Source organism: Desulfogranum marinum (assembly GCF_963675105.2).
GTDB classification, from domain to species: Bacteria; Desulfobacterota; Desulfobulbia; order Desulfobulbales; family Desulfobulbaceae; genus Desulfogranum; species Desulfogranum marinum.
Map to the genome: position 1 here is coordinate 1,587,452 of NZ_CAXXRO010000004.1, position 16,049 is coordinate 1,603,500.

Below are 16,049 nucleotides of genomic sequence, written 5' to 3' on the forward strand. Positions count from 1 at the left end.
TTCAGGTCAGTTTTGGATTTGATCTTAATTAAAGCGAACTTCTGGATGATAATGAAAGACTGTTCTTATGCAGTAAAGTTATATGCGCTCAAAAGTCATTTTGGAGAGGGAGAATATATTATAGGCTTTATTTCTTGTTACGCCCAAAAACGCGCCTAACGTTATTATTTATCTGAATATATAAGGTTCTTTCAGGATTCCTAATCCTGGTGCCGCAGGTTCGAATCCTGCCTGGAGCACCATATAAATAAAGGCCAAACCTAGCATTAATGCAGGGTTTGGCCTTTTCTTTTTGGTCGCCTTTTTAGCTGTGTTTGGCATAGTTTTATTGTGAATCGCCCCTTTTTGCAAAAAATTACGCCCAAAAAGTATGGCTCGGATAAATAAGCGAAAAAGAAAGAAAGGCACTGTCTATAAGGCTGAAATACGATTAAAAGATCATCCCTATATTTCCCAGACCTTTGACCGTCTCTCCGATGCCCAGCGCTGGGCTGAGGATACAGAGGCAAAACTTCGCTCCGGTGGATATGTCGGTGATGCACCACCGGATGATATGGCTTTCTCGAAGGCACTAGACAGGTACGAACTTGAAATTTCCAGCAAGAAAAGGCCCAATACCAGAGCCCGGGAAATAACATCTGCCAACAGATTGCGTGAGAATTTTTCAGGATTAAATTTAAAAGAAATCACACCATTGCTGGTTGCTGCTTTTAGGGATAAACGGCTGCAAAGTGTCGGTCCGTCAACGGTGCAAAAAGACTTGGCCCTGCTTTCCCATCTGTATACGATCGCCATAACGGAATGGGCACTGGAATTAGATAACCCGTTGGCATCCATCAGAAAACCGGCTAAGCCAGCAGGCCGATTGCGGCTATTAAGCAAGGATGAAGCGCGGCATTTGCTCGAGATTAGCAAAAAGAGCCGTAATGAAAAGCTTTATCATTATGTGCAGCTATTATTGCATACCGGCATGCGGCCTTCAGAAGGTGCTGGGTTGGTATGGGGGCAAATCGATATTGATGCCCGGATCATCGACCTGACTGTTACCAAAACAAAGCCCAGGCGTGTTCCTTTAACCATACAGGCTGTTGAGATCCTACTCGATATCATGCCGGAAAACTGTAACAGCGCTCAGCCTGTTTTTTTACCGGAAACAACCTCGCAAACTGTACAGCGCAGGCCCAATCTATTTTTCCGCCGTGCATTTGATAATGCAGTCAAGAAGGCAAAGATTCAAGATTTTCATATGCACGATCTCCGACACACCGCGGCCAGTTATTTACTAATGGCCGGTGTTGACCTCCGTACTTTGGCTGACATCCTCGGGCATAGCACCATGCAGATGGTTCCGCGCTATACTCATTTGCTGGATGAGCATAAACTCAAGGCCATTGATCACATTGAAGGGCTTGGCAACTGAGCTGGTTACCACTGCTTATCTCATAGTATCCGTAAACTTATTCCCAGCCTTGAATGAAGGCCAACTAGACTTCATAGGTCAAAAACCGATTAAGGGCGAAAAACTTATTACCTGATTCGATTGCGAAACCCGAAATTGAATTGTACTACCTGCCAGGCAGTTCCGTACCGCGACTCATGATATCGAGGTAGCCCGCGTAACTGAACAGGCGGTTCCGCTTCTGGGCGGTCAGCTCCTTCACTATACCGAGTTGCTCCATGTGGCCGAGCGCCTTATTGACAGTGGCCGGGGTGATGCCTGTTTTTTTCACTAGTGAGCCCGAGGTGGCTATGGGATGTTCCATCAGTGCCCGATGAACCTGTAGGGTCGATGCCGCTGGCCGGCCGAGACCGCTGATTTTGTCTCGATCCTGATTCGACAGGTCTAGAAGCTGTTGCGCCGTCTCTACTGCCTGGGTGGCGGTGACGATGATCGCCTCAGCGAAGAAATCGAGCCAAGCTTCCCAGTCGCCAGTCAGGCGGACATTATTGAGCAATTCGTAATAATACTGCCGGTGTGTTTTGAAATAGAGGCTAAGGTAGAGCATCGGTTCCTGCAGCACCTTCTGCTCGCACAAGAGAAGCGTGATAAGCAGACGTCCGAGGCGACCGTTACCATCGAGGAATGGGTGGATGGTCTCGAACTGCACATGAGCTAACGCTGCTTTGAGTAGCACAGGGGTCGGCTCTGGCTGATCATGGAGGAAGAGTTCCAGCTCAGCCATACACTTCAGTACCTCTTCGGCCGGAGGCGGAACAAAGGCTGCATTGCCCGGCCGGGTACCGCCGATCCAGTTTTGACTGCGCCGGAACTCACCCGGTGTTTGATTGCTGCCCCGGCCCTTGGTCAATAGCACGCCGTGGATTTCCCGGAAAAGCCGTAATGACAGCGGTAGTCCTTCCTCCATCAGGCGTAGACCGTGGTCGAGGGCGGCGACATAGTTGCTGACTTCCCGCACGTCATTTAGTGGAACGCCCGGCTCCTGATCCAGTTCGAACAGTAACAGGTCCGACAGCGACGATTGGGTTCCCTCGATCATGGAGGAAAGAACCGCTTCTTTCCGGACGTACATGTAGAGGAACAGCGAGGTGTCAGGGAGCAAGGTCGAGACGCTATCCAGCCGCCCGAGAGCCAGTAGCGCCTGATCGAACTTGCTGCGCAGCTCCGGCGTCCAGTCGATGGGCGGAATCGGAGGCAGCGAAGAGGGCACGAAGGCCTGGGCCTTCTCACCCACCGTCGAAATAGTCACGTATCTGCCTTGGAGCTCTCTCTTCATCCTGCACACCTTGAACTTAAAATATGTTTCACTGTTATTTTAGTTTTAACACGCATCCTAAAATAAAGATTCATGGGAGAAAAGTCAAGACGCAGTGCTCTCATTCTCTTGGCTGCCTTTAGCCATACAACAGCCTGGTAAGAAACTCTTCAGATTTTAAAATTAATATCGCCAGTTCAAAGGGTTGGTTACTCTGACAACGCTTCAGGTTGAGACCTTCACTGTGGAGGTAAAATCTTCGCTCAGGTAATCAGCTGCCAACCTGCTTTAGTCCATATCTGACACTGAACGCAGAGATGAGGAAAGGTTAACTGGAGGTTGGTAGCATTAGGCTGAATCTTTTCGTGTAACCTCCGGAGTACGTAATTATTTCACAGCATCCATAAACTTTTTTCCAGCCTTGAATTTGACGACCTTTTTGGCGGCGATCTGCATGGTTTCGCCTGTCCTTGGGTTTCGCCCTTCGCGAGCGGGGCGTTCGGTTGCGGAAAAGGTGCCAAAGCCAATCAGCGTTACTTTATCGCCAGTTGCGACTGCGTCGGTAATTGTCGTTAATATGCTGCCCAATACCTGTTCGGCAGCTGCTTTACTCACTCACAGTCTTTTGCTACTTGTTCTATCAGTTCGCCTTTGTTCATAATTTTTCCTGTTTTTTTTATATATTATATGAGAGATAGTTCAAGTACGAAGAAAATGGTGAACGCCTGGTCATCTTGGCCAGATCGCTATGTTTCATACAGTTCCCGGAACCAAGGATGGCCCGCTGCAGCAGTCCGGCAATCATGGCCTATTGTTCCTCTGTAAGATCAGTGAGGAGCCACTTGGAATCTTCAATCTTGAGATAGACATAGCGGCTCATGATCAGTTCCTCTCCCTCCCCTTTATAAGGGAGCAGCAATACCCGAAGGATTTTGGGCGGCTGCAGTAATGGCTTTTTCTCCTCTTCAAGTAATCCTGCCAGTATGCTGTAGCGATTGTTCAACGCTTCTTGTTGGGTGCTATCCAGAGGGCTCGATCCTTCTTCCCCCTGTGTCTCCGGATACCGTGCTTTTTTATAGGCCGTAGGGGTATCGATGCATTCGCCCATATCGTCTCGGGCCTGGCATTTGAAATCCTCATTGTAGGGATTGAGCACAGGGCGACACCCATTAAGGAGTAGGAGAAGGAGAGGGAAGCTATATCGTATAATTCGGTTGAAAGGGTTCACTGGTCGTCCCCACAGGTTGCAAAGCTATTATTATTTTGAAAAATGGGAAACGCAGATTACCTGCTGTTCTATTTTCTTTTTTCTGTGGGGATGACCTGTTGAGCAGTAAAAACAGGTGTAGAAAATGAGATGATCAGAACGAATTGGGAAGGGGTAAGAAGAACTACGATTTTAAATGATATAACTGCTGGACGGTTGTAGCAGTCGGTTTACTCATTTCCAAGGGCCTGGAGCTATCCAATGCCGGTTAAAAGGTGTTTCAGTCAGGAGTGTTTGAGCAACGGGGGGGGGGAATTCTTCCAGCTGTACGACTATTTCCTGAAATTGAGACGGGACATGTTCCTGGTTGAGTTTTTTGTGAAATGCCATCCATTAAACTTGTTTTTCTCTGATAAATGGTTCTGTAAAAGAGTCTATCGTCGTGGGAAGAGTGGTCTTTCGTTGTTCAAACGTGAGTCGGATAGATTCGGCCAGATCGAGTCCTGTGAAGTTGAACTTGCGGGATAATAACCATATGTCAAAAAATCTTTCATTCGGCTGTTAAGGAACCCAAGCTTGATCATAGCTTCAAATTTTTCTGCTATGGCACTTTCACGGCTATAGCAAAGGAGCTTTGGAGCCGGGAAATCGAGCATGGTTGGTAACTCGGCTTCTTCTGGTTTGGGGAAGACAATGTCACCAAATCCTATATCAATCTGCATGTTCACTCTTGCCGTATCCAATGCGCCTTTAAATCGGATCCTGATGCCTTCGTAATCGGCATCTTCAGTGATTCGTTCTGATTGCAGGGAACCAGTATCAAAAAACAGCCCGTCTTCTTCAACTGGCACTAGCAGGATATTGTTGAACAAGGCTAAAATGGCCGCCTCCTCATTGCTTGTTTTACCGAGCATGTCAATATCCATGGTTGGACGAAATTCAGGGGCGTCCCAGACTCGCAGTAGTAAAGCACCTTTAAGAATGAAGCGGTCGGAGGAAAAGGATTGAGACAACCGGTACAGAAACCGTTCCATAGCATAATATTGCAGTAGTTCATTAAAAGGCCGTTTGTCGCTCCTGGCCCGGTTGAGTAAACGTTGTCGAACTGATGCTGCCTTGTTTGTTGTGGGCTTCATGCACTCATCTCCAGGTAGGGGCGCATTATTTTTTCAACTCTGCATATTTGTGCATATTTGAGTATCTTTCCAGGCTTAAATTCTTTTCTGGCCTTGTACAGTTTGAGTGCTTCAAGGACCACGTCCATGCCTATTTTATTTCTGAATTTAAAGCAGTCGGCCAGGGTTTTTTCCGGATTATAGACCCTGATGGGAACATTATCTACATGATGCACATCAATACCTGCAAGCAGTGCTTTGTTTGAAAAACGATGGATAGAAATTGGCGGATAGTCAAGCCTGGGAGTATTGGCACCTCGTGCAAGGGCTATAGAGATAGAGTGAGGTATTTGAGTTGTCATTTCGTGAAATGAAAGTGCCGATATCAGGCAGATGATCGCCTTGGGGATGCGGGTAGCAACGATAACCAGGTCAGGATCGGACATCGCTTTCTGGTTACTAAGTCTATATACGCCACGGGAAAGCTCCTCAAGCAGGCCCCTGTCCCTTAGCTGGTAAAGTGTCCGGGGATGAATGCCTGCCTCAATAGCTTTTGCTGTGCGGATGACACCACCGTGCTGTTGGATAATATGCCTAGCCTTGTCTGATGCGCTAATTTTGTTTTTAATGCGTCGCATGGATAATAATCAATATGTTTATTTTTAACTGTATGTATTATTATCCATAATAAGTTTGGAAACAAGAACTTTTGTGAAGTACTGATACTCTGATTTTGAGAAAAAGTAGGTAGGTGAAGAATTATGACAGAGATTGATACATGGTTTAATAAGATTCCCCTGCAATCTCTCTGATCTCCAACTCCTTTCCTTCGGAAACAATAACGGTTATTTTTTTCGCTGCTCCAACCTCAATGACCGGAGTCGTCTGCTTTGCCAGGTCCAGGTAGAAATCATGCAGGCTCGCTGCTCCATCAGAGAGGCCACCTCCTATGGAGTATTGGGCAACTTGCCCGGAATCGATGGTTGTTGTGGTGCCAAGGGCAGAGGTCGATTGAGTGGTGGCGGCAGATTTGAGCATATCGCCTATGCCACCGAAGAATCCGGCTACGATGGTCCTTGCCGGATAAATGGGGGACGCACCACGTTTTTTTATCCTTAAGCTTGCAACCAGAGTTTTGTGCTTTACTTACCTGATTGGTTTGAGATATTGTATCCATCAATGACAGCCTGTTGCATTGCCGTAAGTTCTTCATCGGTCTGGAAATCGAAGTGAGCGGACCTTTTTCTGGCAGATAGATTGCCTTGGTTCTGAAGACAGAGCTGGATAAACAAATCAATAAGGCGGTCAGGTACAAGTAGTGGCTAGGGTGTGGTTCCCGCACCAGTTGGAGTTTCTTCATTTGCCTGTGCCGAGCTGGAGCTCGGCGTTCCCAGGGGGGGATACGTTTAGGTTTCTATCGTGACTTACGCTATGTTCCAGCGCCTTATTTTACTATCTCAGAGCATGATTACCTTTGAAAAAGGCTATCCTTTTACATGGTGCTCAATGGACTATGAATCAGCTGTTATACAACCCAGCACTGCTCCAGAGCCATTGTTCGGGTGTAACACAGAGTTGTGCTTTTACCGGATTATAATGAATGTAGCGTATTACATCCCGAAAATGTTGCTCGTCCCGGATATACCTGTCCCAATATTCGCGCATCCAAAGGCTTTTTCCGGGAACGCCGAGCTCCAGCTCGGCATTATGTTGCATTGCCCAACGAGCGGTATAGGATTTCCATGACTGGACAATTTTACCAAGGGCTGCACAAGGTTCGATCAATAGATGGACGTGGTTGGGCATGATACACCAGGCAAGAAGCCGGTATCTCTGCCCATCAAATTGGAGTAAAGATTCCTGTACTACAGATGCCATTCGCGGATGCCTTAACGCACAGCACCCCATGCCGGCATCCATATATGCTTCAATTTTTTTGCGTTTTTCTGCATCTTTCCTGTGCACAGGGATGCCGTTTAACTCAACGGTTATACGATGCAGCACCTCACGCGGTAAACTGTCTGCCAGCCGAAAGGTGATCGACTGCAGCAAGCCTATGCGATCCAGGTGCGGGACATAGCCGCGCGAATACCATCCTTTTTCAGACATTTTTCCTTTCCTGTGCCGAGCTGGAGCTCGGCGTTCCCGGGGGACACCTTCAGATGTCCATCGTGACCTGCGGTATGTTCCCGCAAGTTTTCCATCAATGCCATCCTATTCTTTGTTGAAGAGTTGCAGTTGCAGGCCTTTGCCACTGATAATTTTTTTGTCGATAATTGTTTCGTTGGCTCTGGGAAAACCGATAAGAAGAGGAGAGTTTACATTATGAGCTTCAATGTTATTTAATACGGCTTTCCTGCTATTGTTTGCGTAACAGTATAGGCAGAAGTTTTTACATGTATTATATGCGCCTATATCCACACTGGTAACGCAAGTGCAATGCTTTCGTTGATTTTTATCTTTTGGGAAAGAAAGTTCCCTGCCATTCAGCCTTGAGATCAGGTTGTCGTCTATGCATTTTGTTTGGGATACGCCAACTTTTTCAAAACATTCTTCTTGAGCACATGCTTCCAGATTGATTGAGCATGATTGGGCAATAGTGTGAAAGTTTTTTGCTAAACAGTTTTTGTACTTATTGTTCAATGGATGGACATGAACAGTTTTAAGGTTCTTTTCGCATTTCTTATACATATCGAGAAAGCTGAATATGCATTTGTCGGTATACCCACTAAGTTGCTTGGCCAGATACTCATACCATCTCAGGTGGTATGAAATGTCATATCTGTCAGTCAAAAAAACAGGATCATACCTCCAGATTATTCTTTCTTTTCCAACTTCGTCTGATAGCCTCTTAAAAGTTTCTATAACTGTAGTTTTTTTTGGAACATTTCTCTCAATAGCTGAATTATAAGAAGTGAGGGTGAAGTGGAAATAGTATCTATGTCCCATTCGATCTATTTCAGGTAAGTGTTTCAAGAAATTTTCAGGATTTTTTGTCCAGAAGACAATGCATGAGGTTTGATCAGGAGAAAGGGGGACTTTTGAGATCAACCGGTTGTTAAATGGATTCCTAGTATAAACAAATCGTTGTCTGAGTCTATTCATGAACCACTCAGAGTAAAATGCAGGTATATCAGTTCTTCGACTTGCACTGATTATCATGGTACCACGTTTTGAATCAATTGTTGGCGGTGACGAAGCTGGTTGTCTCCTTTTTCTGATAAGTATAAAGTCGTGAAAGTTAATCCCTTTACGTGGACAATCGCGATCGTTCAAAGAGGTAAACGACCAGCGGGAGGCTCCATGGGCTATCTGTGATCACTTACATTTTCTGTTGCGTATGAAGTGGAGTGCCTGGGCATGGAGCTCGTGGGTCGCTGCCGCAATAAGGTTGCCGTCTGACTGCAGGGACATCGGCTTGCCTTCCCAGTCAGTGATAACCCCTCCAGCTTCTTCAATGATGGGGACCAGGGCCAGGTAGTCGTAGGGTTTGAGCTGGGATTCTACCACCAGATCAATGTAGCCCGAGGCCAGCAGGCAGTAAATATAACAGTCTCCGCCAAAAAGGGCGTTGGCGGTTGTGTCTGCCAGTTGGTTGATAGTCGGTTTGTCCTGTTCGTCAAAATACCTTATGGAAGTGGTGTAAAACTGTGCAGCTGCAAGTTCTGTGCAGTGGCTCACCCGACTGGTGACTGTTCCCTTTTGCGGGGAGCCTGCACGGCATCCCTGTGCCGCAGTACCTATCCATCTTTCCTGCAAGACCGGTATCTCTACTGCGCCTACGACCGGGCGTCCTTTATGGAGTAATGCAACGAGCGTGCCCCAGAGCGGCGAGCCGGTGATGAAACTGCGGGTGCCGTCAATGGGGTCAATGACCCAGACATATTCGGCGTCTACCGCTTTCTGACCGTACTCCTCCCCCAGAATGCCATGATGCGGGTAGGCGCTGAGAATCCTTTCCCGCAGTTCGGCCTCAACGCTTCGGTCTGCTATGGTTACCGGGCTGCAGTCTGTTTTGACGTCAATGGTAAAGTCGGCGCGAAACCATTGTTGAGCAATTTCTCCACCTCGCTGTGCCAGCGCGGCGGCAAAATCAGTAAAGGGGGTCAAGTCATCAGGCAGGTTGGGCATGGCGGTTTTCCGAGTATACGTTGGGTGGATAAGCTGTATGCATTTGTGTAACGCACTATAGGTTGATCATTAGCGATATGCAAATATTTTACACCGTAGAAAAAAGGCTGGTTGCCGGCTACGCACAGCACGTATCAAACAAAGGGCGCAGCTATTTTATTGGTAAAAGCTTACAACGATGAAGAACGACATGGCTTGATAGGCCGGAAACAGACTTAAAACAGGATGGATTTCTTTAGAGAGTTTTCTTTGCACACTTTTTCGTTTGATATCTCGGTGGTACTTCTGTACAACTTTTTTCTTTTCTTTGTACCTGTTTTGCTTTAACGCTCAGATGATTATTTTTAAGCGATCAGCAACTAAAAAATATAAATTCAACCTGGTTCAACACATATGTTCCGAAAATTATTCGGCCTTGGCAAATCAAACAAAAAAGTGACAGAAAACAATCAATACAACATTGATATAGAGTGTAATTATTGCCCCAAATGTGGAGATGAGTATCGAGCAGAAATCGAAACGTGCGCAACCTGTGCTATCCCGCTTCAGTCAGGCTCTGAAAAGTTGGAGATGCTCATGCAGCTGGAAGCTAATTCGTCGCCACGGTCCATGGAAATTTCTGAGGAGGATGAACTGGTTACCATTCATGGTGGGAAACTGAATTCGCTAAAATCACTACAGCATCTTTTAAAAGCAGAGTATGTCCCTTCTCTCCTTTTCGGTGACATCCCTTCAAAGGGCTGAGGCGGTCCTGACCTTCAGTTGAAGGTTAAAGTAGCAGATGCCGAGAGAGCAATGGAGATTATCAAGAGAGATTATATCCAGTCCACCGGCCTCAACACTGATGATCTTGCATTAGCCGGGGCAGTATTTGACACAGATATGCAAACAGTTGTCTGTCCTGCTTGCTCGACTCGTTTTGCGCCTACTTCGCCGAAATGCCCTGAGTGCGGCCTGCAGTTTGGTTGATCGACGGAGTATTCTCTTTTGGGGGCTGTGTTGGAGGTCGGCATAGCCGGAAGGGTGGATAATTGCCTGATTATTTGTTCTCTTTCTTTGCACTGCGAGTGTGAAAATCCGGCCTCTCCAGAATTGTGAAAAAAACGATTCAATAGAGTGCAGGCCGGATATAAGCTTGTAGTTGTGTCCCTCCGGGGTAGATTACAGGCCTTTTTAGGCCTGGTCTTTTTTGGTTGTTTTTTTGGCGCTCAGGGTGCGGCCGGCGCGAACCGTGGCCTCGCATTCGAGCTGCGGTATTTGCGAATAGCCGCCTTTATAGAGGGACTGCCGTACACGGCGCAGGAGTTCCTTGCGGGATATCCCCCCTCCGCTGGTTCGCATATGCTTACAGAAATAATAGGTAAAGGCTCCGTTGTATGAGTTGTTGATGTAGGCATCGGCAGAAGTTTGATTGGCCTTGCACCCGGACCACAGAATATGGTGTACCGTGCTGCGGTCGGTTCCGCTGAAACTTCGTTCGGTCTTCAGGTCATCCTCATCACCCTCCAGCCGGCATGCGATATCAATGGGCGGGGGAAGGTATCTGGACAGTGTCGGATGTTCTGGGCCCAGTTCTGGTGGGCGCCCCAGGCCGACATCTCTAAGACCGGTGCCGGAGTGGCAGCTATCGAGAAAAACTTCCAACAACACTCCCTTGGGCAGTTTGGTGAAAATGCTATTGAGGGTATCGTCTGTGATAAAGGTGCCGTCCCAGTTCATATCGTACGGGCAGATAAGTTCGTCCATATGGTCTTTAAGCTCATCGCCGTCACGATCGCGGATTTGAGAACCATGGCCGGAAAAATGAAAAACTAAAAAATCTCCTGTTTTGGCTTTACGCACCATATACTCAAGCCGAGCTATAATATTAGCTTTGGTGGCACGGTTGTCCACCAGCACACGGATATCTCTGTTGGTAAAACGAAGGTAGGTCTTGAGGATATCCCGCATGTTGGTCACATCGTTTATACACCCGCGCAGATCACTGATCCCCTGATAGTCGTTAATGCCGACAAGTAATGCTTTTTTTGCCATGTCTTTCTCCTTTGTTGAAAATTGAGGGTGTGTGATGGGCCTAAGTACAGGCTGTCTTGGATAATTCAAGATAGCCTGCAGCTGTTTACTGCAATCATCCGTCTCTGCTCTTCCCGCATCAATGGTTTACGGGCAGTACGGGTCGGGAAAATGGGAACTGGTGTAGGTTTCGATGGTATCGCACATCAGGCCGAAGCTGCCGGAGCGAATTTTGTGGCCGCGATTTCTGCTGCCGGTAGCACCTTTGTGGACTCCGTACTGCGTTCTCACGCCTCCTGAGTAATAGTAGACGGGAGCTCCGCTTTGTCCGCCCTGGGTGTCGTGTTTGTATTTCATGGTTGTTGAGGTCGCGTTGTCAATTTTCCTTGCTGGATCATGGTAGTATGCATAGCCGTTGCAGCGTCCGCCATCGCTGCTTACCGCGTCGGCGCAGGTATTTCGTGCTCCTGGATACCCCCTGAGATTGAAATTCTTTTTTTCGAGCCAGCTGTTGGTCTGGTAACCGAACCGAACCCACCTGGGTGTCCAGCGGACAGAACCACTGGTGTCCCGTGGATGGTCACTGATTACCAGCAGGGCGTAATCATATTTGGGGCCGCCGCCTCTCCAGCCGTTTGGCTTTATATACCTGGTAACAAAACGGGCACCCTGGGGTTTTCTCTCGCCGGTGTAGGAGGCACCGCGCGCACCGGGGACGATATAGGTGTTGGTGAAGTCGAACTCGCCCCTGCTGTTGGTCACGCAGTGGGCAGCGGTTAAAACAACCCGCGGACCAATCATCGAACCAGAACAGAAGCCCGCATCAGCACTGGAGGTGCTCTGCAGCCGCACCATTATTTCGGTCTTGCTCGAGGTGGTTGAGCGGCGTCGATTGTCGCTGCCAACGATCTGGCGAGGGACTGCTCCTTCCTCTTGATCGCTGTCCAAATCCCCCATTGTATCGGCCTCCTCCTCTGCGGCTTCCGGCAGTGCGCGTTCCTGCTTCTTCAGTGTGCTGATTGTGGAGGTCAGCTTACGGCCTTTGAGCATGGTGCCGGGCTTTTGTCTATAAGTGCGGCCGTCTGCCAGGCTCATTATTGCCAGTTCTTGGCTGGGAGCTGCCCGCTCTGTTGCATCTTCTTCTGCCAGTTGAGCGTCAGGGACCAGCTTGTCGAAATCCGGATCGATGTTGAGGCGTGGTGCACTTAACGGTTTAAGCTCTCTGGTTTCTATCAGTTCCCATACAGCAGGGTCCGGCTGGATTTTGCCAACCTCACGCAGGTATAGTTCCTCGGCAGCAATCTCTTCTGCTGTGGCGACAATGTATCGGTCAATGGCAACATCATCGTCGGACCCTGCCGAAGCAGAGTCGGCAGGCGATTTGCCGTTGCCGCTGCAGGAAGCCAGCAGAGTCATACCTGCCAAAAGCAGAATTACATTTTTTCGAGTGATGAGCATGTTTGTCCTCCTTTTAGTGGGGGATACGTATCCCATTGGAAGAGAATTTGGGGTGAAGCGCAAGTGCCGGCTCGCCGCTAAGATGAATAATAAATAGGTCGATGACGAGCCTGATCTTTCCTTGGTAAGCTTGCATGTCTTATGCCATTTAGTGATGGGGAAACAATGTGTTTTGGTGTTTCATTATTTATGCTTTGGCTGCTTTGCCTTGAGGTGGGGAAGGTTGTCACATTCTTAGGGAGGAACGTGGTAAATTTTTGATGAGTCTAAGAAGAAAATACGAAGCATGCTGTATGGTAAAAACAAACCGGTAAGTCGAGATTGCTAGAGGATGTAAAAGACAGGATCCGCTATCTTCTTGCCGACCGAAATTTTGATTCTCCGCAGCTGGTTTCGTTTCCCGGCATCTTGCAAGCCGAACCAGAAAGCAAGGCCGCCTTTATCCTGCTGATGTTGTTGGAAGGGATCGGTGAGGAAGGCATAAAGCTAAAAACAATACTGGTTGAAATGCACCAAAAGTGGTGGTGCATTTCAACCAAGAACCAATAAAACAGGCGAAAAATAATGAAAGTGAACCCAATTCACGAGCTACGTAACGTTTCATTATTGCTCCTCACTTGAAAACAATCGAACTCCTACCATAACATAACACTGCTTCGCCGGCGTAGAAGTAGTCATCCCCCTCAGAACCCATCAGTCCGCCCACGATAAGAGGTTTCCCTTAGCCATTGGCATAACATTTGCTGTCCACAATGTATTATTTACGGCACTTAGTTTCTCGTGTTTGAGCTGAGCCACTACAATTTTTTAGGACCTCTATTCGTGATGGCGCATCAAGGAAAGGATATATTTCACTATTAGCGGCCGACCTCCAACCAGAGAGGGCGGGCTTTTTACAAACAAAAGGAGAGATGGCATGCCTGAAACTATCAAATGGAATTTTGTCACCCAGGTGTTGCAAGGCCCGAGTGTTTCAGCAGCGGGCAGTATTGTCAATGCCGATGCGTACGACAAGTTCGAAGTCGAGCTGCTCGATACCGTGACCCAAGTGGTAAATCTGGTACCGGCAGGTGCCGACATCTCATTACTCGTGATTAATCCCAAAAAGCCTGATGCCAATCTGAGCTATGACCTCAGCGGTAGTCCCGTCATCCTCGACGGGCCGCATGTCTTAATTGGAAAAGGGGCGGTGAGTCTGCTCGGCGGTGCCACCAGTCTAACCTTTACCAACAGCACCGGAGCCGATGCAGTGATTGAAATCCTGGTCGGTCGTGATTCAACCCCATAAGGAGAATAGTTATGCCTGTAACCTTATCCTATCCCGGCGTTTATATTGAAGAGGTGTCCAGCGGGGTCCGCACGATCACCGGGGTCGCCACCTCGATAACCGCCTTTATCGGCCGTGCCCTGCGCGGACCGGAAAATGAACCGACCCGGGTACAGAGTTTTGCTGAGTATGAACGCTTATTCGGTGGCTTATGGCGCGACAGCAGTATGAGTTACGCCGTACGGCAATTTTTTCAGAACGGTGGCAACGATGCCCTTATTATACGGGTACAAAACGGCGGCAACGCAGCCACGCTGACCCTGCCTACGAATTTTGATCTGGTTGCAGCCAGCAGCGGTGAATGGGGTGAAAAGTTGCGGGTAAGGGTTGAACATGTCCCTAACGACTCTACCCTGTTTAACCTTACCATCCGCGATACAAGTACCGGTGTGACAGAACGTTTCCTCAATGTCTCCACTGTTACCGATAGCGCACGATTTATTACTGATGTGCTTGCACAGCAGTCCAGGCTGGTTCGTATAGATGGGACTGCGCCCGGCACAATACCCACTGATCATGCTGATCCTCCACCAGGGGTTGACCCGATGCTGGACAATACCTCCTCAACCGCATTCAATGCTGACGGAGACAACGGGTTAGCCATTACCGATGATCAAATCTCCCATCCTTCGCTGGAAAATCTCAAACAGGGTATCTGGGCATTGGAAAAGGCTGATATCTTCAACCTGCTCTGCATCCCCCCTCTGACCCTGCCCGTCGGTGGTGATATCGGTTCTCAAACCCGCAGCGCTGCGGCCACCTACTGCGAGAACCGGAGGGCCATGTATGTGGTCGATCCACTCACCAGCTGGACAGAGCCATCGCATTTGACCAATGCTGGTACAGGCTTGGAAAGTCCGGGCTGGGGTCTGAGTCGCAGCACCAATGCGGCACTGTACTTCCCACGCATCAAGCTGCCGGATCCCTTGCAGGAAAACCGCCTGGCTGAATTTGCACCCTGCGGGGCGGTTGCCGGTGTCATGGCTCGCACTGACAGTCAACGGGGGATATGGAAAGCACCGGCCGGTAATGACGCCACGCTCAAGGGGGTGGTGGAGCTGACCGTTAAGCTGACCGATGGCGAAAATGGCGTGCTCAATCCCTTGGCCGTTAATTGCCTACGCGCCTTTCCCGTCACCGGCAGGGTCGTATGGGGATCGCGCACGCTACGGGGCGCCGACCAGTTGGCTTCGGAGTGGAAGTATCTGCCGGTGCGACGGTTGGCCCTGTTTATCGAAGAAAGTCTGTTCCGCGGCACCCAGTGGGTGGTATTTGAGCCCAACGATGAACCGCTTTGGTCGCAAATTCGTCTGAACCTCGGGGCCTTTATGCATAACCTGTTTCGTCAGGGCGCCTTTCAGGGGAGCAGCCCACGCGAGGCCTATTTCGTCAAGTGCGACAGCGAAACGACCACCCAGAACGATATTGATCAGGGGATTGTCAATATCGTGGTTGGCTTTGCCCCGCTCAAACCCGCTGAGTTTGTAGTCATCAAGATTCAGCAGATCGCCGGTCAGATTCAAACGTAAGGAGAGAGGAATGGCACAGTTCAGCGTTAATGCACAACGTTTTGATCCCTACAAAAACTTCAAGTTCAGGGTCAAATGGGACGGCCGCTATGTAGCCGGCATCTCCAAGGTCGGTGCACTCAAACGAAGTACCGAAGTTGTGGAGCACCGTGAAGGCGGCGACCCCTCCAGTTCCCGTAAATCTCCGGGACGTACCAAATATGAAGCAATTACCCTGGAGCGGGGCGTTACCCATGACCCTGAGTTTGAACAGTGGGCCAATAAGGTGTGGAATTACGGTTCAGGCTTAGGGAGCGAAGTGTCGCTCAAGGATTTTCGTAAAGATATCATCATCGAGCTCTATAACGAGGCAGGGCAACTTGCCATTGCGTATAAGGTTTATCGTTGCTGGGTGTCTGAATTTCAGGCCATGCCCGATCTCGATGCCAATGCCAACGCGATAGCTATCCAAACCTTGAAGCTGGAAAACGAGGGCTGGGAGCGTGACTACGATGTGAAAGAACCTGCAGAACCGAGCTACACCGAACCTGCATAAACACAAGCAAAGGATTGTGA

General features: G+C 48.7%; 18 protein-coding genes. 5 read left to right on the forward strand and 13 right to left on the reverse strand.

Annotated elements, in window-relative coordinates; genetic code table 11:
* Positions 1-370: 370 nt before the first annotated feature.
* Positions 371-1,420 carry a tyrosine-type recombinase/integrase gene (locus ACHZCY_RS15725; protein WP_319549572.1) on the forward strand — a complete coding sequence of 350 codons (1,050 nt, stop codon included), beginning with the start codon at positions 371-373 and terminating at the stop codon, positions 1,418-1,420.
* 145 nt (positions 1,421-1,565) lie between these two features.
* On the opposite strand, the gene ACHZCY_RS15730 is transcribed toward ACHZCY_RS15725, so the two are convergent.
* The 10 genes from ACHZCY_RS15730 to hisN form a co-directional block, all read right to left on the reverse strand.
* Positions 1,566-2,735, reverse strand: a complete 1,170-nt coding sequence (locus ACHZCY_RS15730) for a Fic family protein (RefSeq protein ID WP_319549573.1) — start codon at positions 2,733-2,735, stop codon at positions 1,566-1,568.
* 366 nt (positions 2,736-3,101) lie between these two features.
* Positions 3,102-3,329 (reverse strand): HU family DNA-binding protein, encoded by a 228-nt coding sequence (locus ACHZCY_RS15735; protein WP_319549574.1) that lies wholly within the window; start codon positions 3,327-3,329, stop codon positions 3,102-3,104.
* Positions 3,330-3,522: 193 nt separating this feature from the next.
* The gene (locus ACHZCY_RS15740; protein WP_319549575.1) at positions 3,523-3,942 is read right to left on the reverse strand and encodes a TraV family lipoprotein; all 420 of its coding nucleotides are present in this window, start codon (positions 3,940-3,942) and stop codon (positions 3,523-3,525) included.
* Between the two features lie 213 nt (positions 3,943-4,155).
* On the reverse strand, positions 4,156-4,311 hold the full coding sequence (locus ACHZCY_RS15745; protein WP_319549576.1) for a hypothetical protein: 156 nt from the start codon (positions 4,309-4,311) through the stop codon (positions 4,156-4,158).
* Positions 4,312-4,355: 44 nt separating this feature from the next.
* Positions 4,356-5,057, reverse strand: a complete 702-nt coding sequence (locus ACHZCY_RS15750; RefSeq protein WP_319549577.1) for a nucleotidyl transferase AbiEii/AbiGii toxin family protein — start codon at positions 5,055-5,057, stop codon at positions 4,356-4,358.
* The gene (locus ACHZCY_RS15755; RefSeq protein WP_319549578.1) at positions 5,054-5,674 is read right to left on the reverse strand and encodes a type IV toxin-antitoxin system AbiEi family antitoxin domain-containing protein; all 621 of its coding nucleotides are present in this window, start codon (positions 5,672-5,674) and stop codon (positions 5,054-5,056) included. The genes ACHZCY_RS15750 and ACHZCY_RS15755 overlap by 4 nt, the downstream gene beginning before the upstream one ends.
* 145 nt (positions 5,675-5,819) lie before the next feature.
* Positions 5,820-6,167, reverse strand: a complete 348-nt coding sequence (locus ACHZCY_RS15760; protein ID WP_319550223.1) for a TrbI/VirB10 family protein — start codon at positions 6,165-6,167, stop codon at positions 5,820-5,822.
* A 387-nt stretch (positions 6,168-6,554) separates the two neighbouring features.
* Positions 6,555-7,145, reverse strand: coding sequence for an REP-associated tyrosine transposase (locus tag ACHZCY_RS15765; protein WP_319549579.1), 591 nt, complete (start codon positions 7,143-7,145; stop codon positions 6,555-6,557).
* Between the two features lie 105 nt (positions 7,146-7,250).
* Positions 7,251-8,198 carry a DUF1848 domain-containing protein gene (locus tag ACHZCY_RS15770; protein WP_319549580.1) on the reverse strand — a complete coding sequence of 316 codons (948 nt, stop codon included), beginning with the start codon at positions 8,196-8,198 and terminating at the stop codon, positions 7,251-7,253.
* A 156-nt stretch (positions 8,199-8,354) separates the two neighbouring features.
* Positions 8,355-9,167 (reverse strand): histidinol-phosphatase, encoded by an 813-nt coding sequence (hisN, locus tag ACHZCY_RS15775; protein ID WP_205222024.1) that lies wholly within the window; start codon positions 9,165-9,167, stop codon positions 8,355-8,357.
* 393 nt (positions 9,168-9,560) lie between these two features.
* On the opposite strand from hisN, the gene ACHZCY_RS23635 reads away from it, so the two are divergent.
* Complete coding sequence (locus tag ACHZCY_RS23635) at positions 9,561-10,136, forward strand: zinc ribbon-containing (seleno)protein DG (RefSeq protein ID WP_419249782.1); 576 nt, start codon at positions 9,561-9,563, stop codon at positions 10,134-10,136.
* A gap of 204 nt (positions 10,137-10,340) precedes the next feature.
* Here ACHZCY_RS23635 and ACHZCY_RS15790 read toward each other — a convergent pair whose 3' ends face one another.
* The 3 genes from ACHZCY_RS15790 to ACHZCY_RS15800 all read right to left on the reverse strand — a co-directional run bounded on the left by ACHZCY_RS15790 (position 10,341) and on the right by ACHZCY_RS15800 (position 13,242).
* Positions 10,341-11,201 carry a caspase family protein gene (locus ACHZCY_RS15790; RefSeq protein WP_319549582.1) on the reverse strand — a complete coding sequence of 287 codons (861 nt, stop codon included), beginning with the start codon at positions 11,199-11,201 and terminating at the stop codon, positions 10,341-10,343.
* A gap of 126 nt (positions 11,202-11,327) precedes the next feature.
* The gene (locus ACHZCY_RS15795; RefSeq protein WP_319549583.1) at positions 11,328-12,638 is read right to left on the reverse strand and encodes a trypsin-like serine peptidase; all 1,311 of its coding nucleotides are present in this window, start codon (positions 12,636-12,638) and stop codon (positions 11,328-11,330) included.
* A gap of 439 nt (positions 12,639-13,077) precedes the next feature.
* Entirely contained in the window at positions 13,078-13,242 is a 165-nt protein-coding gene (locus ACHZCY_RS15800; protein WP_319549584.1) for a hypothetical protein, read from the reverse strand.
* A 312-nt stretch (positions 13,243-13,554) separates the two neighbouring features.
* Between ACHZCY_RS15800 and ACHZCY_RS15805 the strand changes: the two genes are divergently transcribed.
* The 3 genes from ACHZCY_RS15805 to ACHZCY_RS15815 are packed head-to-tail and all read left to right on the forward strand — an operon-like array spanning position 13,555 to position 16,029.
* The gene (locus ACHZCY_RS15805; protein WP_319549585.1) at positions 13,555-13,926 is read left to right on the forward strand and encodes a hypothetical protein; all 372 of its coding nucleotides are present in this window, start codon (positions 13,555-13,557) and stop codon (positions 13,924-13,926) included.
* 11 nt (positions 13,927-13,937) lie between these two features.
* Positions 13,938-15,494: a phage tail sheath family protein gene (locus ACHZCY_RS15810; RefSeq protein ID WP_319549586.1), complete on the forward strand. Its 1,557-nt coding sequence runs from the start codon at positions 13,938-13,940 to the stop codon at positions 15,492-15,494.
* 10 nt (positions 15,495-15,504) lie between these two features.
* Positions 15,505-16,029: a phage tail protein gene (locus tag ACHZCY_RS15815; RefSeq protein WP_319549587.1), complete on the forward strand. Its 525-nt coding sequence runs from the start codon at positions 15,505-15,507 to the stop codon at positions 16,027-16,029.
* The last annotated feature ends 20 nt before the right edge of the window (positions 16,030-16,049 follow it).

Bases quoted from the DNA above. Each gene is read 5' to 3' on its own strand.
- ACHZCY_RS15745 (WP_319549576.1), bottom strand. From the start codon at position 4,311: ATGGCATTTCACAAAAAACTCAACCAGGAACATGTCCCGTCTCAATTT.
- ACHZCY_RS15730 (WP_319549573.1), bottom strand. From the start codon at position 2,735: ATGAAGAGAGAGCTCCAAGGCAGATACGTGACTATTTCGACGGTGGGT.
- ACHZCY_RS15810 (WP_319549586.1), top strand. From the start codon at position 13,938: ATGCCTGTAACCTTATCCTATCCCGGCGTTTATATTGAAGAGGTGTCC.
- ACHZCY_RS15795 (WP_319549583.1), bottom strand. From the start codon at position 12,638: ATGCTCATCACTCGAAAAAATGTAATTCTGCTTTTGGCAGGTATGACT.
- ACHZCY_RS15790 (WP_319549582.1), bottom strand. From the start codon at position 11,201: ATGGCAAAAAAAGCATTACTTGTCGGCATTAACGACTATCAGGGGATC.
- ACHZCY_RS15805 (WP_319549585.1), top strand. From the start codon at position 13,555: ATGCCTGAAACTATCAAATGGAATTTTGTCACCCAGGTGTTGCAAGGC.
- ACHZCY_RS15725 (WP_319549572.1), top strand. From the start codon at position 371: ATGGCTCGGATAAATAAGCGAAAAAGAAAGAAAGGCACTGTCTATAAG.
- ACHZCY_RS15765 (WP_319549579.1), bottom strand. From the start codon at position 7,145: ATGTCTGAAAAAGGATGGTATTCGCGCGGCTATGTCCCGCACCTGGAT.
- ACHZCY_RS15750 (WP_319549577.1), bottom strand. From the start codon at position 5,057: ATGAAGCCCACAACAAACAAGGCAGCATCAGTTCGACAACGTTTACTC.
- ACHZCY_RS15800 (WP_319549584.1), bottom strand. From the start codon at position 13,242: ATGAAACGTTACGTAGCTCGTGAATTGGGTTCACTTTCATTATTTTTC.
- ACHZCY_RS15755 (WP_319549578.1), bottom strand. From the start codon at position 5,674: ATGCGACGCATTAAAAACAAAATTAGCGCATCAGACAAGGCTAGGCAT.
- ACHZCY_RS15815 (WP_319549587.1), top strand. From the start codon at position 15,505: ATGGCACAGTTCAGCGTTAATGCACAACGTTTTGATCCCTACAAAAAC.
- hisN (WP_205222024.1), bottom strand. From the start codon at position 9,167: ATGCCCAACCTGCCTGATGACTTGACCCCCTTTACTGATTTTGCCGCC.
- ACHZCY_RS15770 (WP_319549580.1), bottom strand. From the start codon at position 8,198: ATGATAATCAGTGCAAGTCGAAGAACTGATATACCTGCATTTTACTCT.